The organism is Streptomyces sp. NPDC041940, assembly GCF_055589465.1.
The window spans coordinates 39,704-63,644 of record NZ_JBVJBP010000009.1 but is presented as its reverse complement, the minus strand read 5'-3'; the positions used below and the strand labels follow the sequence as shown (position 1 = coordinate 63,644).

Genomic DNA, 23,941 nt, shown 5'->3' with positions numbered 1-23,941 from the left:
GCTACCCCCAGTAGCTCGTCAGTGAGGCAGGGCTCGGGGCTGCGATCGACAGGGCGGCTGCGGTGAAAAAAGCCCCCCGGTTCACATGCGCCCCAGAGACACGCATGCCGCGCTTTACCCTTCCCATTTTTCAAGAACACGTCAAGGGCGTTTGCGGGCGCCATGTCCAACTCTGAGGGCTATGCGGAGAGTCGAACTCTGTGAGTGTGATGTAAAAGGTGGACATCCGGACACAGAAAAGGCAACCGCCGCGCTCATGGCGGCAGTTGCCTTGTCGACAAACTTACTTCTCCTGCTGCTTGCGCCAGCGAATTCCGGCCTCCAGGAACCCGTCGATCTCACCGTTGAACACGGCCTCGGGGTTGCCGACCTCGCACTCGGTGCGCAGGTCCTTGACCATCTGGTACGGGTGCAGCACGTACGAACGCATCTGGTTGCCCCAGGAGTTGCCGCCGTCGCCCTTGAGGGCGTCCATCTTGGCCTGCTCCTCCTGGCGGCGCCGCTCCAGCAGCTTGGCCTGGAGCACGTTCATGGCCGTCGCCTTGTTCTGGATCTGCGAGCGCTCGTTCTGGCAGGAGACGACGATGCCGGTGGGGATGTGGGTGAGGCGCACCGCGGAGTCGGTGGTGTTGACGCCCTGGCCGCCGGGGCCGGAGGAGCGGTACACGTCGACGCGCAGTTCGGACTCGTCGATCTCGATATGGTCGGTCTGCTCGACCACGGGCAGGACCTCGACGCCCGCGAAGGAGGTCTGGCGGCGCCCCTGGTTGTCGAAGGGCGAGATGCGCACGAGCCGGTGGGTGCCCTGCTCGACGGAGAGCGTGCCGTACGCGTAGGGCGTCTGGACGGCGAAGGTGGTCGACTTGATGCCGGCCTCCTCCGCGTACGACGTCTCGTAGATCTCGGTCTTGTAGCCGCGCTGCTCGGCCCACCGCAGGTACATGCGCTGGAGCTTCTCGGCGAAGTCGGCGGCGTCGACGCCGCCCGCCTCGGCGCGGATGTTCACCAGGGCCTCACGGGAGTCGTACTCGCCGGAGAGGAGGGTGCGGACCTCCATCTCGTCCAGCGCCTTCTTCACGGCCGTGAGCTCGGACTCGGCCTCGGCGCGGGTGTCCGGGTCGTCCTCCTCCTCGGCCATCTCGAAGAGGACGCCCAGGTCGTCGAGGCGACCGCGCAGGGCCTCGGCCTTGCGCACCTCGGCCTGGAGGTGGGACAGCTTGCTGGTGATCTTCTGCGCCTCATCGGGGTTGTCCCACAGGGACGGCGCGGCCGCCTGCTCCTCGAGCACGGCGATGTCTGCCCTCATCTTGTCGAGGTCCAGAACGGCCTCGATCGACTCCATGGTCGAGGAGAGGGACTTGAGCTCTTCGGATACATCGACGACTGCCACGCCTCCAGCGTAACGGCTCCGCCCGGCGGCCATCGCCGGGCGGTCGGAGCCGACGGGCCGGGGAGACCACGGACGGGCCACCCCCGCGCTCCGGGCCGGGTCAGGGCGACTGTGGGGCCGAGTTCCTCGTGTCCTGGGGAGGGGGGCTCGTGTCGTCGTCCGAGGTGGACAGCCACGCGCCGACGCCGATCGCGGCCGCCAGGGCGATCGCGGCCGCGCCCAGTGCCACGCGGCGGCGTCGGGCGGCGGCGCGGTTGCGGGCCGAGCCGGGCCGTGGGGTGCCGGTGGTGCGCGGGGCGCGGGCCGTGCCGTGGGCGCCGCCGGCCAGTTCGTCGGGGGCGGGGACGCGCATCGAGGTGTGGGTGTCGCGGTTGGAGTCGGCCGGTTTCGCACCCGGGACGAGAGGGACCGCGCCGCGCCGCCGGATCCGCTCCCCGGCCGGGGCGGGTCCGGCCGGCTGCTCCTCGCGGTCGTCCTCCTCCGCGGCCTCCGGGTCGGGCTCGTCCACCTCCAGCGGCGGCATGCCCGCGAGCATCGGCAGCAGCTCCCGCAGCCGCGCCCCGAGCTCCGAGGCCCGCAGCCGCGAGGCCGGCGCCTTGGCCAGGCACTGCACGAGGAGTTGCCACAGCTCGTCGGGGATGCCGGGCAGCGGGACGACCGTCTCCGTGACGTGCCTGCGCAGCACCGCGCCCGGATGGCCGCCGCCGAACGGGGTGAAGCCCGCGAGCAGCTCGTAGAGGACCGTGGCGAGCGCGTAGATGTCGACGGAGGCGCGCGGCGGAAGGCCCTCGACGATCTCCGGGGCGAGGTAGTCCGGCGTGCCGATGATCTTCGTGGCCTTGGTCCGGCGCGGGGTGTCGATGAGCTTCGCCACGCCGAAGTCGGTCAGCAGCGCGCGGTGGGAGCCACCGGGGCCGAGCGGGCCCCGCATGTCCAGGAGCACGTTCTCCGGCTTCACGTCCCGGTGCACGACGCCCGCGGCGTGCGCCGCGGCCAGCCCGTCGGCGATGTCGGCCGCGATCGCCACGGCCGCCTCGGGCGGCAGCCGGCGTTCCCGCTCCAGCCGGGTCCGCAGATCAGTACCGCGGACGAGGTCCATGACCAGCGCCAGGTCGTTGCCGTCCACCACCAGGTCGCGCACGGACACGACGTGCGGGTGCTCCAGGCCGAGCAGCGCCGTCCGCTCCTGCACGAAGCGTCCGACGAGTTCCTGGTCGGACGCGAGGTCCTCGCGCAGCAGCTTGACGGCGACCGGGCCCTCGGGACCCTCGCCCAGCCACACCGTGCCGGCGCTGCCCCGCCCCAGGATCTGGTGGGCGGTGTACCGGCTGCCGATCTTCCGTGCCAAGGCTGCTCCTACCGACGCGTGTTGTCGCTAAAACTACGCGCAGGAAGAGCCAACCTTCACCGCCCGGGCGGAAATCACCCGCCAGGTGTCGACAAATCACCAACCCCGTAAGAGGGTTCGGGGCGATTCGTGCTCAAGCACCCCCGCCGTTGTCGAGCTTCTCGAACCAGCCGGTCACGGCGTTGAACCAGTCGGCGAGCTGGTCCCAGTAGCCCTTGCCGGTGCCGATCCACTCCTGGAGCGGGCTCAGTTCCCAGATCAGCCAGCCGGCGACGAACAGGATGACGATCGTGAAGAGACAGCCCTTCAGACAGCCGAGCCCGGGGATCCGCATCGGATTCGCGCTGCGCTGCCGCGGCTGCCGGGGCTCGCGCTGCGGCCGCTGGGGCTGTTGCGGCTGCTGCGGCTGAGGAGGCGGCGGGGGCGGGGCGTAGCGCTGCGGCTGCTGGGCCTGATGCTGCGGGGCGTACTGCTGGGGCTGCTGCTGCGGATGGCCGTAGCCGGGTCCGGGCTGGGGCTGCCGACCTCGCTGCGGAGGCTGCTGCGGCCGGGCGACCTGGCGCTGGGGGCGGCGGCGCAGCGGGTCCTGCCCCGGGTCGAGGTAGTTCTGGACCTGCGTCTGCTCGTTGCGGTCGCGGGCGGCCCGCAGCTGGTTCTGCCAGGGGTGCGGGTCCTCGGGCCCGCCGCCCTGGCCCTGCTGACCGGGGTGGCCGGGCGATCCCGGCGGGACCGGCGGCATGACGGCGGTCGGGTCGGCCGCGCCCCGGTGGGGCAGGACCGAGGTGGGGTCGCCGGCACCGGCCGGGCCGCCGGTCTGCGGCATGAAGCTGGTCGCCGCGTTCGGGTCGTACGAACCCGCGCCCTGCGGGAGGACCTGGGTGGGGTCGGCCTCGCCGGACATGTCCGGTACGGGCGCGGGCGCCGGGTCGGGCGCCAGGAGCATGCCGACGCCCTCAGCGGCGGCGATCTGCGCGGAGTTGGCGTGCACGCCGATGCCCTCGGCGACGACGCGCAGGCCGCGGGCGAGGTTCTCGGCGCTGGGCCGCTCGTCCGGGTTCTTGCGCAGACAGCGCTCGATGACCGTCCACAGCGGGTCGGGGGCCGTGGAGGGGCGGCGCGGCTCGGCGCTCAGGTGCTGGTGCAGCACCTCAAGGGCGGAGCCGCCGGCGAACGGCGGACGGCCGGTGACCAGCTCATACATCAGGATGCCGGCGCCGTAGATGTCCACGGCGGAGGTCTGCGGACGGCCCTCGGCGCCCTCGGGCGCGACGTACGCCGGGGTGCCGACGAACTCCTGGGTGCGGGTCAGCCCCGGGGAGTCGGCGAGGCGGGCGATGCCGAAGTCGGTCAGCAGCGGGTGCATCCGGCCGTCGTACTGCTGGAGCAGGACGTTGGCCGGCTTGAGGTCGCGGTGGACGACACCGTCGGCGTGACTGGCGGCGAGCGCGTCGGCGATCTGCGCGGTGAGCAGGGCCGCGGCGACGGGGCTGAAGGGGCCGTTCTCGCGCAGGTAGCGGTGCAGGTCGGGGCCCTCGACGAGGTCCATGACCAGGGCCAGCAGATCGCCCTCGACCACCAGGTCACGGACCCGGACGATGTTGGGGTGGGTCAGCCGGAGCAGGACGGAGCGCTCCCGGAGGAACCGCATCACGACGTCCGCGTCGTTCGCCAGCTCCTCCTTGAGGACCTTGATGGCGACGGTCTCGCCGGGCTGTCCCGGCACGGCCGCCTCGGCGCCCGCGGTCTCGCGCTGGCGGGCTCGCCAGACGGTGCCCGTGGCGCCGCGTCCGAGCGGCTCCTCGAGCAGGTACTTGCTGCCTACCGGCCGCACGTCATGCGCTCCCTGCTGCTTGCCTTGCCTGCTGGCCTGTGTCCGACCCACTGTAGTGCCGCCATGCCGGGGACCGGGGTGTCGGCTTTCTGTGGGTCTTACGTAGCCGCTCTCACATCCGTTCGAAGCGAAGACGCTCACCTCGGTCTTGTGGTTGCTGATAACGAACGTGACTGATCTCAAGAGGTCGCCTGTGGGTCATCTCTCAGGCACTTTTGCGGGCAGAGCCGACCAATCAAGATCACCTTTTCCCGAGCGAGGGGCGCGGTGTCAGTGGCAGGTGCGAGGATGCCTGCAGTATTGGCCGACGTGCTGGGGCGGGGTGGGGGACTCCGCGCCCGGGCAGAAGGGACCGCTGACGGCGATGCAGATCCGGCTGACCGTCGTAGACCCGCTGGGCCCGTCGGCGCCGGCGCAGGGCCGTGCCCCACGCAGCGACGTGCTGGTGACGGCGCCCGCCGGTACGGCGCTCGCGGCGGTGGCCTCGGGGCTCGCCCAGGTGGTCTCCGGCGGCGACGGCTCGGGCACGGTGGTGCTGTACGCCGGGGAGCAGCGGCTCGACGCCCAGCGCTGCACGCTCGGCGAGCCCCCGCTGACCGACGGCGCGGTGCTGTCCGTGGGCGCGCCGGGCGAGCCGGAGCCGCACCCCGAGCTGGACGACGCCCCGGCCCAGCTCCAGGTGGTCGCCGGCCCCGACGCCGGCGGCGTCCATCTGCTGCACGGCGGCGAGATCCGCGTCGGCCGCTCCGCCGACGCCGACGTGCCCCTCGACGACCCGGACGTCTCGCGGCTGCACTGCGCGGTGACCGTGGGGGCCGACGGCCGCGTCGCGGTCGCCGACCTGGACTCCACGAACGGCACGACGCTGGACGGCCGCCCGGTGAGCGGCCGCGCGGTCCGGTTCGCGCCCGGGGCGCTGCTGCGGATCGGCGAGTCGGCCCTGCGGCTGGCTCCCGCCGGAGGACCGGGCGCCCGGGTCGGCACGACGCCGGACGGGGAGGGTCACGTGCGCGTGCCGGACCCCGCCGGGGACGACGGCTCGGCGGCCCACCCGCACACGACGAACCCGACGCCGGCCGGGCCTTCCGGTCCTACGCGGCATGCCTACGGCTCGGCGGCCTGGAGCACATCGGGTACTGCCGGGCGGGGCTCCGGCGACCCGGCCGTGGTGCCGGGGCAGGGCGGGGCGCCCCGGGTCGAGAGCAGGGGTGCGGGGGCTGCCGCGGAGGGCAGGCCGGGCGCCGGTGGGCGTGGGCGGAGGGTCTCACGGGCCCCGGGAGGTTCCGCCGGTTTGCCCGACGACACCTCGCGCGCCTCCGTCCGTGAAGGGCGCCCGTCCTCACCGGACGGCGTGGCCCGGCCGCCCCAGCAGCGCGGCGCCGCCGAGGGCTCGTCGTCGCCCATGACCTCCCCGGACGGCCCGGACCACGCCTCCCGGCAGCGCGACGCGTCGTCGCAGGCGGGCCTCGGCGACGGCGACACCCACGCGGGGCGCTTCGGAGCGGGGGCGCCGGGCGGGGGATTCGCCGGTGGCGGGGCGTACCCGGGCGGCGGGGCGTACGGCACCGGTGAGGCGTACGCCGCCGACAGGGCTGACGGCACTGGTGGGGCCCACCGCACCGGCAGGACAGACGGCACCGGTGGGGCGTACGGCACCGGCCCTGGTGCCGGAACCGTCGACGGGCCGGCCTCCGCGGCTGCCGGGACGGGACGGGGGGCCCGCTCCGGCGGCAGCCCGCGTCCGGGCGACCCGGCCGGGTCGCCGCACGCGGGCCGAGACGCTCGCTCCGATGGCACCCCCGGGCAGGGCACTCCGGCCGGCTTCCCGGACGAACCTTCCGGGCGGGGGCGCAAGGGCACGCCCCTCCGGGGGACCGACATACCTCAAGGGACCCGCAGGCGGGGCGGGCTCGGGGCGTGGGCCCGGCGGCTGGCCGGAGGGCGTGGCGAGCAGGGGCCGGACCCGCGCGAGGTGTACGAGGACGAGCCGCCCGGCGGGACGGCGGAGCGCCCGGCCGTCGTGCCGGCGGCGCCGGAGACCTGGCCGGATCCGGCCACTCTGCTGCTGACGGCACTGGGCCCGGGACCCCGGCTGTGGGAGCGCGGCCCGGGCCACCCGGAGGTGCTCGCGGTGCGCCTCGGCACGGCCGACCGGGCGGTGCCGGACGGCTCGGGCCTGCTGCCCGCGGTGCCGGTGACGGCCGGGCTGCGCGAGGCCGGTGCGCTGGGTCTCGCCGGGCCGCGGGCGCGGCTCGGCGGGCTGGCCCGTGCCCTGCTGGCCCAGCTCGCCACGTTGCACTCCCCCGACATGCTGGAGATCGTCCTGCTCGCCGCGGACCGCTCCCGCCCGCTGGACGAGCGCACCGCCGAGTGGTCCTGGCTGGGCTGGCTGCCGCATGTCCGGCCCGGGCACGGCCAGGACTGCCGGCTGCTCCTCGCCCACGACCGGGAACAGGCCGCGGCCCGCACCGACGAGCTCCTCCGCCGTCTGGAGGACCAGCTGGCGGACACGGGGGCGGCGAGCGCCGACCCCGTCACCGGCCACCCGGCCCCGGACGACAGACCTGATACGGACGCTTCCGCCCCCTTCCCCGGCCCGTTCACCGTGCTCGTCGTGGACGGCGACCCCGGCGGAGCCGATCTGCGCGAGGCCGTGGCGCGGCTGGCGGCCGAGGGCCCGCAGGCCGGGATACACGTGCTGTGCCTGGCCGAGACCCCCGCCGCCTCCCCGGCCTCGCCGGTGACGGAGACCTACGAGGCGGCCTGCGCGGTGTCGCCGACGTTCCGGGAGTGCGGTGCGGTCGCGCTGCTCAGCGGGGACGTGGCGACGGCGCTGCGGCTGATGCGCGTGGCCCGCGCCGGAGCAGGCTCCGCGCCGGCCGGTCACGGCACGGTCGCCACCGTGGACGCGGTCTCCCCCGCCTGGGCCGAGCGCTTCGCCCGGGCGCTGGCGCCCCTGCGGACGGACGCCGCGACGAGCGAGCGGCAGCCGCGGGTCTCCGCGCCGCTGCCCCAGGCGGCCCGGCTGCTGGACGAGCTGGGCCTGGCCCGGGCCACCCCGGCGTCGCTGATGGCGCGCTGGGCGGACGCGGCCGACGACGCGGACGCGCTGGGCGGTCGGGTGCGCGCGGTGCTGGGCGCCGGGCCGCGCGGCCCGGTCGGCGCGGACCTCGCGGCCCAGGGACCGCATCTGCTGATCGAGGGCCCGCCGGGCAGCGGCCGCACCGAGCTGCTGCGGGCGGTCGTCGCGTCCCTGGCCGCCGCCGAGCGGCCGGACCGGCTGGGCATCGTGCTCGTCGACGGCCGGGGCGGTCCCGGCCCCGGCTCGGGCTCGGGCGGCGGGCACGGCGAGGGCCTGCGGGTGTGTACGGACGTACCGCATGTCACCACGCATCTCTCGGCCCACGACCCGGTCCGGATGCGGGAGTTCGCACAGTCGCTGAGCGCCGAGCTGAAGCGGCGGGCCGAGCTGCTGGGCCGGTCCGACTTCGCCGAGTGGCACAGCGGCCGTGAGCTGTCGGGCCGTGTGGTCGCCCAGCGCACGGCCACGGCCCGGGGCGGCGACCGTACCGAGGCCGCCGCCGGGGCCGGTGCCGGGGATCTCGACTCCCCGTCCAGTTCGACCATGCGGCTGCGGCCCGGAGCGGCCCGGCGGCAGCAGGAGGCGGCGTCACCGCTGCCCCGGCTCGTCGTGGTCGTCGACGATCTGGACGCCCTGGTCTCCCCCGCGCTCGGCTCGACCGGGCGGCCCGCGGCCGGCTCGGTGATGCGCGCGCTGGAAGCCGTGGCCCGGGAGGGCGAGCGGCTGGGCGTCCACCTGGTGACGGCCTCCGGCCCCTGCCCCCGTACGGCGGAGACGGAACCGGCCCGCCGGGCCACCCTGCGCGTCAAGCTGGAGGCCCCGGCGCCGGGTCCGGACGAGCCCGCGCCCGGCCGGGGCAGCCTGACCTGCGCGGACGGGCGGGTCACGCCGCTGCAGGGCGGGCGGGTCACCGGCCGTATCCCCCGGACGGCGACCCTGCGCCCCACGGTCGTACCGCTGGAATGGCACCGCATGGGTGACCCTCCGGCCCGGCGCCCGGTGCGGGAGCTCGGCAACGGCCCGACCGACCTGGCACTGTTGGCCAGCGCGCTGGAAAGGGCGGCGAGGGAGGTCTCGGCGGCAGAAGTGCCGTCCCTTCTCTAGCAGTCGTCAGCACGCGTGCATGGCACTGGCCGGAAGCCGACCCCGCCCGTGGATCAGAGGTTCAGTCCCTGGTCACGAGGGAGTCACGATCCCCCGCTTGACAGCCGACGCCATCTTGCCGCCCCCGCACACCCGGGCGTAGACCAGACCGCACGGGAGCGCGCTCGACGTTCGACGAGGAACGAAGAACGGGGCAGTCATGCGCATGACGAGCAGCACCATCCGGACACGCTGGTCGCCCAAGCGGGACAAGGCGACCCTCCAGCACCGCAGAACCGCCAAGGCCGCGGCCGCCGTGGCCGCGGGAGCGCTCGCGCTCTCGCTCACCGCCTGCGGAGGCGACGGCGACAAGAGCGGTGGAAGCCAGGGCACCGCCGAGGAGACCGCCGACAACGTCACCCTGCCGAAGCTGGACGGGACGAGCCTGGAGATCGCCGCCGTGTGGAGCGGTACCGAACAGGCCAACTTCAAGAAGGTCCTGGCGGAGTTCGAGAAGCGCACGGGCGCCAAGGTCACCTTCGTGCCCGCCCAGGACCCGATCATCAACTTCATCGGTTCGAAGGTGGCCGGCGGGCAGCCGCCGGACATCGCGATGCTGCCGCAGCCGGGCGCCATCAAGCAGGCCGTGGACAAGGGCTGGGCCAAGCCGCTGGGCTCCGACGCCCTCAAGGAGCTCGGCGAGAACTACTCGCAGGGCTGGCAGGACATCGGCAAGGTGGGCGGCAAGCAGTACGGCGTCTACTACAAGGCCGCCAACAAGTCCCTGATCTGGTACAACAACCAGGTCTTCGAGAACGCCGGGGCCAGCGAGCCCGAGACCTGGCCGGATCTGCTCAGCACCGCGCAGACGGTCTACGACTCCGGCGTCACCCCGTTCTCCGTCGGCGGCGCCGAGGGCTGGACGCTGACCGACTGGTTCGAGAACGTCTACCTCTCCCAGGCGGGCCCGGAGAAGTACGACCAGCTGGCCCAGCACGAGATCAAGTGGACGGACCCGTCCGTGAAGGACGCGCTGACCACGCTCGCGCAGGTCTGGGGCAAGCCGGACTACATCGCGGGCGGGGCGAACGGGGCGTTGCAGACCGACTTCCCGGCCTCCGTCACCCAGGTCTTCACCGGCGGGGACCAGCCCAAGGCCGCCATGGTCGCCGCGGGCGACTTCGCGCAGGTCAACATCCCCTCCAGCATGAAGGTCGGCACGGACGCGAAGGTGTTCCCGTTCCCGGCGGTCGGTGACAACGGGCCGGTGGTCTCGGGCGGCGACGCGGCCGTGATCCTGGAGGACTCGAAGGGGGCGCAGGCCCTGGCCACCTGGCTCGCCTCGCCCGACGCGGCACAGATCCAGGCCAAGCTGGGCGGCTACCTCTCGCCGAACAAGAACGTGCCGGACTCCGCGTACCCGAACGCGGTGCAGCAGAAGATCGCCAAGGCGCTCATCGGCGCCGGTGACGACTTCCGCTTCGACATGTCCGACCAGACCCCGCAGGCCTTCGGCGGCACACCGGGCAAGGGCGAGTGGAAGATCCTGCAGGACTTCCTGAAGAACCCGAAGGACATCGCGGGTACCCAGGCGAAGCTGGAGGCCGAAGCGGCCGCGGCCTACGGAGACTGATGTCATGACGTCGGCCACGGCGGCAGGGGGCAACGGGCCCTCTGCCGCTCCCAAGACGCGCAAGAGCGTGACCGGCACCCGCAGGACCGTCGTGGCGCTGTTCCTGCTGCCCGCGCTCGTCCTGCTCGGCGCGCTCGTGGTGTACCCGATCGGGTACTCGGTCGTGCGCAGCTTCTACGACCAGCCCGGCGAGAGCTTCGCCGGGCTGGACAACTACAAGGCGCTCTTCACCGACGACGGCATCCGCACCGCGCTGAAGAACAACGTGTTCTGGGTGGTGTTCGCGCCGACGGTCGCGACGGCGCTCGGCCTGGTCTTCGCGGTGCTGACCGAACGGGTGCGCTGGGGTACGGCGTTCAAGCTGGTCGTCTTCATGCCGATGGCGATCTCGATGCTGGCGGCGGGCATCATCTTCCGCCTGGTGTACGACCAGGATCCGGACAAGGGCGTGGCGAACGCGGTGTGGGTGGGCGTGCACGACACGTTCGCCCAGGCGTCGGCGTTCCCGAAGGCCCACCCGGGCCGTGAGTCGCCGCTGGAGCCGGCCGGCGGCGGCGCGTTCATCACCAAGTCGCCCGTCCGCGCGGGCGAGACCGTCTCGCTGCCGCTGGTGGGTGTGGCGCCCGATCTGATGCCCGACGGCGCGAAGGCCGCAGTGGCGCCGAGGCCCGAGCCGGACAAGATCACCGGTACGACCTGGCAGGACTTCACCCGCGGCAAGGGCGTGGGCACGCTGGGCGGGGTCGACGCGGCCGAACTGGGCTACGCCGGTATGAAGGTCGAGGCGGTGAAGGACGGCCGGGTGGTGGCGTCGGCGACGGCGGCCGGCGACGGCACCTTCACCCTGCCGGCCTCGGCGGACAGGGCCCAACTGAGGCTTCCGGCAAGCAACTTCAAGGAGCCTTACAACGGCCTGGACTGGCTCGGCCCGTCCCTGGTCACCCCGTCCATCATCGGCTCGTACATCTGGATGTGGGCGGGCTTCGCGATGGTGCTGATCGCGGCCGGGCTCGCGAGCGTGCCCCGGGAGCTGCTGGAGGCCGCCCGGGTCGACGGAGCGAGCGAGTGGCAGGTGTTCAGACGGGTCACGGTGCCGCTGCTGGCGCCGGTCCTCGCGGTCGTCACCGTCACCCTGATGATCAATGTGCTGAAGGTCTTCGACCTGGTCTTCATCATCGCCCCCGGCTCCGCCCAGGACGACGCGAACGTCCTGGCCCTGGAGCTGTACCGCAAGGGCTTCTCCGAGGACCAGCCGGGTATCGCCAGCGCCATCTCGGTGTTCCTGCTGCTGCTCGTGATCCCGGTGATGTGGTTCAACGTGCGTCGGCTGAGGCGGGAGGTGCGGCGATGAAGGCGAAGCAGTCGCTGGGGTCCCGGCTCGCCGAGAGTGTCAGCGGTGGGCTGGTGAGGGTGTTCCTCATCCTGGTCGGCCTGTTCTGGCTGGTGCCGACGATCGGTCTGCTGCTGGCCAGTCTCCGCTCGCCCGAGGACATCGCGGCGAGCGGCTGGTGGAAGGTGTTCACGGAGCCCACGCAGATCACCTTCGACAGCTACGCGAAGCTGCTGGAGAACGACGACATCACCGGTTCCCTGCTGAACACGGTGTGGATCACCGTCCCGGCGACCCTGCTGGTCGTGATCATCGGCTCGCTGGCGGGCTACGCCTTCGCGTGGATGGAGTTCCCGGGCCGGGACTGGTGGTTCCTGGCCGTGGTCGGCCTGCTGGTCGTACCGGTGCAGGTCGCGCTGATCCCGATCGCCGAACTCTTCGGCAACATCGGCATCTTCGGCTCGGTGCTCGGCGTGGTGCTCTTCCACGTCGGATTCGGTCTGCCGTTCGCGGTGTTCCTGCTGCGGAACTTCTTCGCCGAGATCCCACGAGAGCTGCTGGAGGCGGCACGCCTGGACGGGGCGGGTGAACTGCGGCTGTTCTTCCGAGTCGTGCTGCCGCTCGGCGGCCCGGCGATCGCCGCCCTCGGCATCTTCCAGTTCCTGTGGGTGTGGAACGACATGCTGGTCGCGCTGATCTTCTCGGACTCCGGGAGCCAGCCGATCACGGTCGCGCTCCAGACGCAGGTACGGCAGTTCGGCAACAACATCGACGTGCTGGCACCCGGCGCGTTCATCTCGATGGTGGTCCCGCTGGCCGTCTTCTTCGCGTTCCAGCGGCAGTTCGTGTCCGGCGTGATGGCTGGGGCGGTCAAGTAGCCGTAATAGCAAGGCAGTTGGAGGGGCGGGCCGGTGGCGGTCCGCCCCTTCCACATTCCCCCGGATGACGTAGCCGCCGTAACCAAGTGGCCCTCTGGGCCGTTCCCGGGCCGAACGCCCGCGCCGACCGATGGATGCCTCTTGCCCAGGTTCAGTGTCATTGTCCCCGCATACCAGGTTCAGGCGTACCTGCACGAGTGCCTGGAGTCGGTGCTCTCCCAGTCCTGTCCCGATCTGGAACTGATCGTCGTCGACGACTGCTCGCCGGACGCGTGCGGCGCGATCATCGACGAGTTCGCCGCCCGTGACGCGCGTGTACAGCCCGTCCATCTGCCGAAGAACGTCGGCCTCGGCCCCGCCCGCAACGCCGGCGTGGCGCACGCCGGCGGCGACTACCTGCTGTTCCTCGACGGCGACGACACCCTCACGCCGGACGCGCTGCGCTCCATCGCCGACCGGCTGAAGGAGACCGGCGAGCCGGACGTCCTGGTCTTCGACTACGCGCGCACCTACTGGACGGGCGAGGCGGTCCGCAACCAGGCGGCCCTGCGGCTCTCCGAGGAGGGCCCGGCCCCGTTCCGCCTGGAGGACCGGCCGGGTCTGCTGAAGCTGCTGATGGTCGCCTGGAACAAGGCCTACCGGCGGGAGTTCGTCGAGGAGAAGGGGTTCGTCTTCCCGCCCGGCTACTACGAGGACGCGCCGTGGACGTACCCGGTGCTGATGACGGCCGAGTCGATCGCGACCCTCGACCGCGTCTGCGTGCACTACCGGCAGCGGCGGATGGGCAGCATCCTGCGCACCACCAGCGAGCGGCACTTCGACGTCTTCGACCAGTACGACCGGGTGTTCGCGTATCTCGACCAGCGCCCCGAGCTGGACCGGTGGCGGCCGGCGCTGTTCCGCCGCATGGTCCACCACCTGGCGATCGTGTACTCCCGGCCGGACCGGCTGCCGCGCGGCTCACGGGCGGACTTCCTGCGCCGGGCCCGCGCCCACTACCGCCGCTACCGCACCCCGGGCCCGCCCGTCCCCCTGCGCGCCCGGGTGCACCACACCCTGATCCGCTTCGGCATGCACCGCACCTACCGCACGCTGCGGCTGACGGCGGCCCTGCACCGCGCCGCCGCCAGAACCACCGGCACGCTGCTGCACGGTCTGCGGGCCGCCGCACTCCGGGTCCACTACGGCATCCAGCGCTGCCTCCCCGTACGTGACCGGGCCGTCTTCGCCGCCTACGACGGCCGCGGCCACGGCTGCAACCCGGGCGCGCTGGAATCCACGATCCGCGACCTCGCGCCGCACATCCGCACGGCGTGGATCGCCCGTCCGGAGCACCACCACGCCAGTCCGCCCGGCCCGCGCTGCCTCGTCCCCGGGACGGCCGCCTACTGGACGGCGCTCGCCCGTTCCCGGTACCTGGTCAGCAACACCGACTTCGACGACCGCCTGGTCAAGCGCCGGGGCCAGGTCCTGATCCAGACCGGGCAGGGCACCCCGCTGGGGCACATCGGCCTGGACCTCCAGGAACGCCCGGCGGCGGCCCGCGGCAGGGACTTCGCCCGGCTGCTCAAGGGCGTCGACCAGTGGGACTACGTGCTGTCCGCCAACCGCCACACCACCCTGACCCAGGAGCGCGTCCACCCCGGCCGCTACACCACGCTGGAGTACGGCTACCCGCGCAACGACGTGTTCCGGACGGCGACCCCGGCGGACGTGGCCCGGCTGCGCGCTTCCCTGGGCATCCCCGAGGGCACGGTGGCGATCCTCTACGCGCCGACCCACCGCGACTACCGCCGCTCCCAGCACCGCACCCTCGACCTCCAGCGGATCGTGCGGCGCCTCGGCCCGCGCTTCATCGTCCTGGCCCGCGCCCACCACGCCTACGGCGCCCCGCTGACCACCACCCGCGGCCGGGTCGTCGACGTCAGCGACCACCCGAGCGTGGAGTCGCTCTGCCTGGCCTCGGACGCCCTGGTCACGGACTACTCGTCGCTGATGTTCGACTACGCCAACCTGGACCGGCCGATCGTGATCCACGCGGATGACTGGGAGGCGTACGAGGCGGCCCGGGGCACCTACTTCGACCTGCGCGCCTCCCCGCCGGGCGCCCTCGCGCGCGGCGAGGACGAGCTGATCGACATCTTCGCCACCGGCCACTGGCGGGGCTCCCGATCGACCCAGCTGCGCGCGGCGTTCCGCGAGCGGTTCTGCGCCTACGACGACGGACGGGCCGCCGAGCGGGTCGTCCGCCGCGTCGTTCTCGGGGAGTCGGAGCTGCCGCCCGTCGTCCCGCTCGGCGAACGCCGTCCGGTGCCGTCGGCGGCGGCCTCGCTGACGCGCGAGCCGCTCGCCACGGTGCCGCGCCCGGCCGGTCCCTCGTCCTGAGAAGCCCCCAGGTCCCCAAGCCCCTGACAGAAAGAGCAGAATGCCCCGCTTCAGCATCGTCGTCCCGTCCCATGGGGTCGCGGGCCGGCTGTCCCTGGCGCTGGACTCGGTCCTCGCCCAGTCGTTCGGCGACTTCGAGCTGATCCCGGTGTGCGACGCACCCGACGCGCCGGCGGCCGAGGTCGTCGCCGGGTACGCCGAGCGGGACTCCCGGGTGACGCCGGTGCACTCCCCGCCGTCGGCCGGTCTGGCCGGGGCGCGCAACACCGGGCTGCGGGCGGCCGTCGGCGGGCATGTGCTGTTCCTCGACGGCGACGACGTCCTGGTCCCGGGGGCGCTGGCGGCGCTGGACGCCCGGCTGAGCGCGGTGGGCGACGGGGTCGCGCCGGTGGACGTCCTGTACGTCGAGCACGAGCGCGCCCCCTGGTGGGAGGGCGAGCCTGCCAACCCGGCCGCGCCCCTGCTGGCCAGGACACCGGACGGGGTCTTCTCCCTCGACCGGGCCCCGGAGCTGACGGGCGTGACGCTTCCGGCGTGGAGCGCGGTCTACCGCCGGGCCTTCCTCACCGAGCGGGACATCACGTTCCCCGAGGGCCACTTCACCGACATCGGGTTCGGCGCTCTGGTCGCCCTGCGGGCGGAGCGGGTGGCGGCCCTGCGCACGGTCGTCGTCCGGCATCTGGTGCGCCGGCAGGGCAACCGGCTGAACCTTCCGGGCGAGCACCATGCCGAGCTGCTCGACCAGGCCGAGCTGGTGCTGACGCGGGCAGCGGAGCAGGAGTTGCCGGCGGACCGGCTGAAGCCGCTGTTCACCCAGCTCTTCGCCGCCGTACTGAAGACGGCCGCCCACCCCCGGCGGCTGCCGGCCGGGCGCCGCGCCTTCTTCCGCCGGGCGGGCGCGCTCTACCGGCGGCACCGCCCCCTCGGCTACCGGCCGCCCGGCGGCAGCCTCGGCGTCCAGCACCGGCTGCTGGCGGCCGGTTCGTACCCCGCGTTCCGCGCCCTGCGCGCTGTCAACCAGCGGGCGCTGCGGGCCACCGCACTGCTCCCGCGCCCCCGAGGGCTGCGCACCCGCCTGCGCTACGCGGCGAACCTGCGCCTCCCGCTCGACAGGAACCTCGCCGTGTACTGCGCGTACTGGGGCCGCGGCTACGCCTGCAACCCGGCCGCGATCCACGCCAAGGCCCGCGTACTCGCCCCGCACCTGCGCTCGGTCTTCCTGGTGGAGCCGGACGCGGTGGACGGCCTGCCGAAGGACGTGGAGTACGCGGTGATCGGCAGCCGGAAGTACTGGGAGGCGCTGGCCCGCGCCCGGTACCTGGTCAACAACGCCAACTTCGCGGACGCCGTGGTCAAACGCCCCGGCAGCACGCACCTCCAGACCCAGCACGGCACCCCGCTGAAGACGATGGGCGCCGACCAGGCGACGTATCCCGTGGTGGCCGCGGCGACGGGGAGCTTCGCCAGGCTGCTGGCGCGGATGGACCGCTGGGACTACAACCTCACCTCCAACCGGCACTCCACCGAGATGTGGGAGAAGGCGTTCCCCGGCGCGCACGAGACCCTCGAGTACGGCTATCCGCGCAACGACGTCTACTACACGGCGTCCGCCGAGGACGTCGCCCGCGTCCGCAAGGAACTCGGCGTCCCCGAGGGCAAGAAGGCGATCCTCTACGCTCCCACGCACCGCGACTACGCCACCGGTTTCGCGTCCGGCCTGGACCTGGCCGAGTTCTGCGAGGCGCTCGGCGACGAGTACGTGGTGCTGCTGCGCGCCCACTACTTCTACGACCGGGGGCCCGGCCGGGGCGGCGACCGGATCATCGACGTCACCGGGCACCGGTCCTCCGAGGACGTGTGCCTGGCCGCCGACGCGCTGGTCACCGACTACTCGTCGATCATGTTCGACTACGCCAACCTGGACCGCCCGATCGTCGTGTACGCCGACGACTGGGACGTCTACCGGGAAACGCGGGGCGTCTACTTCGACCTGATGGAGACCCCGCCCGGCCGCGTCGCCCGTACGCCCGGGGAGCTGGCGGCGGCCTTCGTCGACGGCGGTTACGCGGACGAGTCCGCGACGGCCCTGCGTGCCGCGTTCCGGGAGCGCTTCTGCCAGTTCGACGACGGGCGGGCCGCCGAGCGCGTCGTACGCCGGGTGCTGCTGGGGGAGCCGCCCGAGTCGATCCCGCCCGTGATCCCGCTCGCGGAGCGCGTCCCGGCCCCCGCCGCCACCCTCGTGAGGAGCTGACCGAAGAAGTGCCCCGCTTCAGCATCATCGTCCCCGTCTACAAGGTGCAGGGCTTCCTGCGCGAGTGCCTCGACTCGGTGCTCTCCCAGTCGTACGGCGACTTCGAGGTGATCGCCGTGGACGACCGCTCCCCCGACGGCAGCGGCGCGATCCTCGACGAGTACGCCGCCCGCGACGCCCGGGTGCGGGTGCTGCACCTGCCCGAGAACGTGGGCCTCGGCCGGGCCCGCAACGCCGGACGGGAGCGGGCGGCCGGCGACTACGTCCTGTTCCTCGACAGCGACGACCGCTACACGCCGGGCCTGCTGGCCGCCGTAGCGGCGCGTCTGGAGGCGACCGGTGACCCGGACATCCTGGTCTTCGACCATGTGCGCACCCACTGGTGGGGCAGGGGCGGGCGCAGTGAGGCGGCGGACCTGCTGGCCGCGGCGGGCACGGAGACGTTCGGCATCCGGGAGAGCCCGCAGTACCTGAACCTGTTCCTGGTCGCCTGGAACAAGGCCTACCGGCGCGCCTTCCTAGAGGAGCACGGCCTGGAGTACGCGGCGGGGCTGTACGAGGACGCGCCGGTCACCTACCGGTCGATGGTGCTGGCGGACCGTATCGCCTGTCTGGGCCGGATCGGGGTCGAGTACCGGCAGCGCAGGCAGGGCGCGATCACCAGGACGCCGGGGCGGCGGCACTTCGAGATCTTCCCGCAGTACGAGGGCCTGTTCGCGTTCCTGGAGCAGCGCCCCGACCTCGGCTGGGCGCGTCCGCCGCTGCTGGAGCGGGCGCTGGACCACATGCTGTTCGTGCTGGCCCGCGAGGACCGGGTGCGGCCCGCGGACCGGGGCGACTTCTACCGCGAGATCCGCTCCTTCCGCAGCCGTCACCTCCCCGAGGGCGGCTTCCCGGAGCCGGACGGCTGGCGCGGGGTCGAGATGCGGCTGCTGGCCTCCGCTCCCTACGCCTCGTACGCGGCGGTGCGGCGACTGCGGGACCTGCGCGCGAGTGCCCTGGGCAGGAAGCGGCGGGTGGTGCGGAAGGCGTCGGGGACCGCTCTGCGCACCTGGTACGCGGCCCAGTCGAAGCGCCCGCTCGATCCGCACCTCGCCGTCTACTCGGCGACCCACCACCGGGGCGTGTCCGGCGACCCGGCCGCGATCCACGCCAAGGCCCGCGAGATCGCCCCGCACATCCGGGGCGTGTGGGTGGTCCGGGAGGACGCGGTGGACGCGCTGCCCCCCGGCATCGACCATGTGACACCGGGCTCGCGGCGCTACCACGAGGTCATGGCACGGGCCACGTACTGGGTGAACAACGTCAACTGGCCCGGCACCCTCGCCAAGCGGCCCGGCAGCGTCCACATCCACACCCACCAGGGCACCCCGCTCAAGTACATGGGCGCCGACCTGCTGACCAAGCCGGGCGCCCGGCACGGCTTCGACGTGCCGCAGATGCTGCGCCGGGCCGACCGCTGGGACTACAGCCTGGTCGCGGGCATGCACGCGGAACGGGCCTGGGAGCGGGCCTACCCGTGCCACTTCGCCTCGCTGCGGACCGGCAGTCCGCGCAACGACGTCCTGGTCGGCCCCGACCCCGGCCGGGGCCCGGAGGTGCGCGAGCGGCTCGGCATCCCCGCCGGGCACACGGTCGTGCTGTACGCGCCGACCCGGCGCGACTACCGCAAGGGCGGCCATGTCGACCGGTTCGACCCGGCCCGGTTCGCCGAGGACCTCGGCCCCGGCCACACCCTCGTCGTCCGGCTGCACCCCTCGCTGGCCCAGAGTGTGGCGCGCGGCCTGGGGCTGGCCGAACTGCACCGGCGGGGCGTGCTGGTGGACGCGACCGACGAGCCGCACGTCGAGGACGTGCTGCTCGCCTCCGACGCGCTGGTCACCGACTACTCGGCCCTGATGTTCGACTACGCCCTCCTGGACCGGCCGATCGTGGTCCACGCCGACGACTGGGGCGCGTTCGCGGCCAGCCGGGGCGCCTACTTCGACATCACGGCCGACGCGCCGGGGCATGTGTCGCGCTCCTACCGGGAGCTGGCCTGGCTGTTCGCGTCCGGCACCTGGCAGGACAGGGAGGCGGAGCGGCTGCGGGCGGGCTTCCGGGAGCGGTACTGCGAGTTCGAGGACGGGCGGGCCGCCGAGCGGGTCGTACGCCTGCTGATGCTGGGCGAACGGGGCGGTTCGCTCCTGCCCGCGGCCCGCGCGGGTGCCGGTGCGAGGTCCGAGGCGCTGGTCGAGCGATGAGAACCCCCGCCACCCCCGAGGCCGTCCCGTCCCTGCCCGGCCAGCGGGCCGCCTCGGCCCGGCCGCCGGCCGCCGCCGAGCGGCCGCGGCCGGTGCACTGGTGGCACGCGGCGCTGGTCGCCGTGCCCACCGCGGCCCTGTTCGTGCTGGGCTACCGGCGCCGCTGGATCTGCGACGACGGGCTGATCTATCTGCGTCCGGTCCGGCAGATCCTGGCGGGCAACGGGCCCGTGTTCAACGTGGGAGAGCGGGCGGAGAGTTCGACCGGCACCCTGTGGCAGTGGCTGCTCGCGCTCGCCGCCTGGGTCACCGGCGAGGACCCCGCGTTCCTCGCGGTCGGGCTCGGACTGCTGCTGAGCGCCGCCGGGTTCGGGCTCGCCCTGTACGCCACGTGCCGGCTGCACCGGGGCGCCCGGCTGCTGCTCCCGGCCGGGGTGTTCGTGCTGCTGGCCGTGCCGCCGTTCTGGTCGTACATGACCTCGGGCCTGGAGAGCGGCCTGGGCGCCTTCTGGACCGGCCTGTCGTGGTGGCTGCTGACGCGCACCCGGCGTGGGCAGCGGCCCCGGCCGGTGTACACGGCCGCCTTCGTGTTCGGGCTGGGTCCGCTGGTCCGGCCCGATCTCGCGGTGGTCACGGCGTGCTTCCTGGCGGCGCAGTGGTGGGTGCTGCGTCCCTCCCGGCGGGGCACCGCCGCGATGCTCGCCTCGGCGGGAGCGCTGCCGCTGGCGTACGAGGTCTTCCGGGCGGGGTACTACGGGATCCTGGTGCCGCTGCCCGCCATCGCCAAGGAGGCGAGCGCCAGCGACTGGAGCCGGGGCGCCGGCTATGTACAGGAGACGCTCGGGCCCTACTGGCTGTGGCCCGTCGTCCCCGTGCTCGGCGCGCTGGCCGTGCTGCTGGTGCGGCGCACGCGCCGGGAGCGGCGGTACCGCGCCCCCGGGCGGACCTCGCTCGCGGTGGTGCTGGCTCCACTGGTCGCGGGCCTGCTGCTGTCCGCGTACGTCATCCGCGTCGGCGGTGACTACATGCACGCGCGCATGATCCTGCCCGCCCTGCTGCTGCTGCTCCTGCCGGTGCTGGTCGTTCCGGCGAACCGATTCACCGGCGTCGCGAGCGCGCTGCTGCTGGTGTGGCTGTGCGCGACGGTCAGCCCGCTGCGGGCGCCCTTCGACGTGCGCGGCACACCCGGGTCGTTCAATGTGCGCAGCTCCGACGTGGAGGCCCTCGGCGACCACAACCCGGTGCGCACCGGCACCTGGGTGGCCAACTGGCCCGCCCTGCCGGAGGGGCGGGGCATGCTCGCGCGGGCCGTGCGGGCGCCCGGGCCGACGCTGCTGTACTTCGACGCCGGGCGGCGGCTGCACGCCACGCCGATGCGGCCGGACTCCCGGTACCACCTGGTGATCGTGGGCCGTCATCTCGGCGTCACGGGAGCCGCGGCGCCGCTCGACGCCTATGTCAACGACGCCTGGGGGCTGGCCAGTCCCGTCGGCGCGCATCTCGCGCTGGAGCGGTGGAGCTGGCCCGGGCACGAGAAGTTCCTGCGCAACCACTGGGTCTTCGCGGAGTGGGCGCCGCGGCACCCGCCGCAGCGCGATCTGCTGCGGGCCGGGGCCTCGCTGGAGACGGTCGTGGCGGCCCGGGCCGCGCTGGACTGCGGCGAACTGGCCGAACTGAGGGAGTCGGTGCGCGCACCGCTCACCGCCGAGCGGTTCTGGCGGAACCTCACGGGGTCCGTCGAGCGGACGGGGTTCCGGTTCGCGCGCTGGCCCGCGACGGCGGAGAGGGCGCTCTGCGACTGATCCGATGAGGTGACCCGGGGTCAGGGCATGCGTGGGGCGGGAACATCTGGCGCATGCCCGCCCCCACTTCTGTGAGCGCCTCGGTCCTGGTCCGGCGGACCGTGCGCGGTGCGACGGCGCTGCGCGGCGGACGGATCGGGCGCCTCACCCCGTACCAGCTCTTCGGCGCCCTGTTCTGGCTGGTCATGACGCTGGCGTACTGGCGGGTCCCGCTGTGCTGCGACGCCGGACTGCACGCGGCGGTCGTGGAGCGGCTCGGGGCCGATCTGCTCCATCCGGCCCACCCCATGGCCGACCTGCCGGGCGAGGGCAGCCCGTACTACGGCCCGTACGCCGTCGCGCAGGGCGTGTTGGCCCAGCTGACGGGGCTGTCCGGCTGGGCGGTCGTGAAGCTCGCGGGGCCGGTGCATCTGCTGGTGCTGCTGACGGGGCTCGGCCGTTTCGTCCGGACCCTCACCCCGCGTCCCTGGGCGCCGGTACTGGCCCTGCTGTTCATGACGCTGCTGTGGGGCACGGCGCGGATCCTGGGGAGCGGCCGCCTCGGTCTGATGCCGATGACGACGAACCTGGGCTATCCGTCCGCGCTCGCGATCGGGCTGACGCTCTGGGCGTGGGCCTGGACGGCGTCGCGGGCGCGTGCGGACGCCCCCGTGCGGTTCGTCGGTCCGAGCGGGCTCGGCGGCGGGGCGGGGTACGCGGGGCTCGGCGCCCTGTACGGGCTGATCCTGCTCACCCATTCCGTCACAGGCGCCTCGGCGCTCCTCGGCGCGGTGGCGGTCGTGGCGTCCCGGCAGCGCGGGTGGCGCCGGCCGGTCGTGGCGCGCTGGGCGCTCGCAGGGGCCGTCTGCGGGGCGGTCGCGGTGTCGTGGCCGTACTACGACGTCCTGGCGCTGGTGGGCGACTCCGGCACGGACGGCACGCACCGGCGGCTGTACGAGGAGACGTTCGCCGGCTCCTGGCTGGCGCTGCTCGGGGTGCCCGCGCTGTGGGTGCGGGCGCGTGGGTCCTCACGTGATCCGCTGGTGCTGATGTTCCTGCTGGAGTGCCCGCTGGTGGCGTACGGCTGGGTGAGCGGGCACTACACGTATGCCATGGCCCTGTGGGCCGCCCTGGTCCCGCTTCAGTGCGCGCTCGCGGTGGAGCTGGCGGCGCCCCGGCCCTGGCGGCGGGCCCGGAAGGTGCTGGGCGGGGCGGCGGCGGCCGGGGCGTGCGCCGGGTTCGTCACCGTGCACGCCGGGGCGGTCGTGCCGCGCTCCCTCGACCCGGTGGGGTTCGCACAGCCCGTACGCTGGCCGGCGTACGACTGGGCGGCACGGCACATCGGTCCGGGCGAGGTGGTGATCACCGACGGGTACCGGTCCGGCCGCTCCCTCGCCGGGTACGGGCCGAACCTCGCCGCGCCTGTCCGGCCCGACCCGGCCCTGGACGAGCGGGAGCGGGAGCGCCGGTTGTCTGACGTCCGGGCGTATCTGGCCCCCGGTTCGACCCGCGCCGGGCGTGCCGCCGTCGTCCGCCGCTACCACGTGCGCTGGCTGCTGCTCACGCGCTGGCACCCGGTGCCCGAGGAGGCCGTGGTGGTGGCGTGGAGCGGGGAGACTGGGGAGGTGCTGGCGCGGGTCGGGGGGTGACGCGCTGGTGACTACTCGATGACGAGGTCGACCTCGATGTTGCCGCGGGTGGCGTTGGAGTACGGGCAGACCTGGTGGGCCTGCTCGACCAGCTTGCGGCCGGTCGCCTCGTCCACGCTGTCGGGCAGCTCGACGCGGAGCGTGACGGCGAGGCCGAAGCCCTCGCCCTGCTTGCCGATGGAGACCTCGGCGGTCACGGCGGCGTCGCTGACGTCGACCTTGGCCGAGCGGCCGACGAGGCCGAGGGCGCTGCCGAAGCAGGCGGCGTAACCGGCGGCGAAGAGCTGCTCCGGGTTGGTGCCCTGGCCGTTGCCGCCCAGCGCCTGAGGCATGCCCAGCGCGAGGTCGAGCGTGCCGTCGGAGCTGACGGCACGGCCCTCGCGGCCGTGGGTGGCGGTGGCGACAGCGGTGTAGAGCGCGTCCATGGAAATCTCCCTCTCGCATCACGTTCCGGCGGCCCGCTTCCGGGCCGCCTGACATTCATGATTAGAGCACACAATTAAGTTGTGCGCAATTGAATGGTGGGTCCGAGCTACCCTGGAGCCATGAACACGCCGGACGACGACTGGCTCCGCCTGGACCAGCAGATCTGCTTCTCCCTGCACGCGGCCTCCCGCGCCTTCAACGGCGTCTACCGCGTGATCCTCAAGGACCTCGGGCTCACCTACCCGCAGTACCTGGTGATGCTGGTGCTCTGGGAACAGGGCGAACTGCCCGTGAAGAAGCTCGGGGAGCACCTGCGCCTCGACTCCGGCACCCTGTCGCCGCTGCTCAAGCGGCTGGAGGCGGCGGGCCTCGTGCGCCGGGAGCGCAGCGCGCGCGACGAACGGTCGGTGGAGGTGCGGCTGACCGAGGAGGGCACGGCGCTGCGGACGCGGGCGCTCCAGGTGCCGCGCCGGATCGCCGGGGCGACCGGCTTCGACGCCACCGAGGTCCGCGCCCTGCGCGCCCGCCTCGACGAGCTCACCACGGCACTGGACGCGGCGGCGCTCTCGGAGGTGCCGGGCGGGTCGCCGGGCGACGGGCGGATGTAGCAGCTTAGGGCGTTTTATCGCTT

At 73.5% G+C, this 23,941-nt stretch carries 14 protein-coding genes; 10 read left to right on the top strand and 4 right to left on the bottom strand.

From position 1 onward, the window contains the following. Positions 1–283 precede the first annotated feature (283 nt). The 3 genes from prfB to ACZ6I3_RS17340 all read right to left on the bottom strand — a co-directional run bounded on the left by prfB (position 284) and on the right by ACZ6I3_RS17340 (position 4,569). Positions 284–1,390, bottom strand: coding sequence for a peptide chain release factor 2 (prfB, locus tag ACZ6I3_RS17350; protein WP_469415456.1), 1,107 nt, complete (start codon positions 1,388–1,390; stop codon positions 284–286). A gap of 100 nt (positions 1,391–1,490) precedes the next feature. Further along, a complete protein-coding gene (locus ACZ6I3_RS17345; RefSeq protein ID WP_469415455.1) occupies positions 1,491–2,738 on the bottom strand; it encodes a serine/threonine-protein kinase in 1,248 nt (415 codons plus the stop codon). Between the two features lie 133 nt (positions 2,739–2,871). Beyond that, positions 2,872–4,569, bottom strand: a complete 1,698-nt coding sequence (locus ACZ6I3_RS17340; protein WP_469415453.1) for a serine/threonine-protein kinase — start codon at positions 4,567–4,569, stop codon at positions 2,872–2,874. 364 nt (positions 4,570–4,933) lie between these two features. Here ACZ6I3_RS17340 and ACZ6I3_RS17335 point away from each other — a divergent pair, with 364 nt between their 5' ends. The 9 genes from ACZ6I3_RS17335 (at position 4,934) to ACZ6I3_RS17295 (ending at position 22,884) form a co-directional block, all read left to right on the top strand. Further along, positions 4,934–8,755, top strand: a complete 3,822-nt coding sequence (locus ACZ6I3_RS17335; RefSeq protein WP_469415702.1) for an FHA domain-containing protein — start codon at positions 4,934–4,936, stop codon at positions 8,753–8,755. 199 nt (positions 8,756–8,954) lie between these two features. Next, positions 8,955–10,367, top strand: coding sequence for an ABC transporter substrate-binding protein (locus ACZ6I3_RS17330; RefSeq protein ID WP_469415452.1), 1,413 nt, complete (start codon positions 8,955–8,957; stop codon positions 10,365–10,367). A 4-nt stretch (positions 10,368–10,371) separates the two neighbouring features. Next, positions 10,372–11,718 carry a carbohydrate ABC transporter permease gene (locus ACZ6I3_RS17325; RefSeq protein ID WP_469415450.1) on the top strand — a complete coding sequence of 449 codons (1,347 nt, stop codon included), beginning with the start codon at positions 10,372–10,374 and terminating at the stop codon, positions 11,716–11,718. Further along, positions 11,715–12,575, top strand: a complete 861-nt coding sequence (locus ACZ6I3_RS17320; protein WP_469415448.1) for a carbohydrate ABC transporter permease — start codon at positions 11,715–11,717, stop codon at positions 12,573–12,575. The genes ACZ6I3_RS17325 and ACZ6I3_RS17320 overlap by 4 nt, the downstream gene beginning before the upstream one ends. Positions 12,576–12,716: 141 nt before the next feature. Then, positions 12,717–14,960, top strand: a complete 2,244-nt coding sequence (locus ACZ6I3_RS17315; RefSeq protein ID WP_469415447.1) for a bifunctional glycosyltransferase/CDP-glycerol:glycerophosphate glycerophosphotransferase — start codon at positions 12,717–12,719, stop codon at positions 14,958–14,960. Positions 14,961–15,000: 40 nt separating this feature from the next. Further along, complete coding sequence (locus ACZ6I3_RS17310; protein WP_469415445.1) at positions 15,001–17,211, top strand: bifunctional glycosyltransferase/CDP-glycerol:glycerophosphate glycerophosphotransferase; 2,211 nt, start codon at positions 15,001–15,003, stop codon at positions 17,209–17,211. An 8-nt stretch (positions 17,212–17,219) separates the two neighbouring features. After that, positions 17,220–19,454: a bifunctional glycosyltransferase/CDP-glycerol:glycerophosphate glycerophosphotransferase gene (locus ACZ6I3_RS17305; protein WP_469415443.1), complete on the top strand. Its 2,235-nt coding sequence runs from the start codon at positions 17,220–17,222 to the stop codon at positions 19,452–19,454. Beyond that, a complete protein-coding gene (locus ACZ6I3_RS17300) occupies positions 19,451–21,256 on the top strand; it encodes an arabinofuranosyltransferase AftB family protein (protein ID WP_469415442.1) in 1,806 nt (601 codons plus the stop codon). The genes ACZ6I3_RS17305 and ACZ6I3_RS17300 overlap by 4 nt, the downstream gene beginning before the upstream one ends. A 71-nt stretch (positions 21,257–21,327) precedes the next feature. Next, on the top strand, positions 21,328–22,884 hold the full coding sequence (locus ACZ6I3_RS17295; protein WP_469415701.1) for a hypothetical protein: 1,557 nt from the start codon (positions 21,328–21,330) through the stop codon (positions 22,882–22,884). 11 nt (positions 22,885–22,895) lie between these two features. Here the strand turns inward: ACZ6I3_RS17295 and ACZ6I3_RS17290 are convergent, their stop codons facing one another. Beyond that, the gene (locus ACZ6I3_RS17290; protein WP_382835519.1) at positions 22,896–23,309 is read right to left on the bottom strand and encodes an organic hydroperoxide resistance protein; all 414 of its coding nucleotides are present in this window, start codon (positions 23,307–23,309) and stop codon (positions 22,896–22,898) included. Positions 23,310–23,402: 93 nt separating this feature from the next. Here ACZ6I3_RS17290 and ACZ6I3_RS17285 point away from each other — a divergent pair, with 93 nt between their 5' ends. After that, positions 23,403–23,918, top strand: coding sequence for a MarR family winged helix-turn-helix transcriptional regulator (locus ACZ6I3_RS17285; RefSeq protein WP_469415441.1), 516 nt, complete (start codon positions 23,403–23,405; stop codon positions 23,916–23,918). Positions 23,919–23,941: the final 23 nt, after the last annotated feature.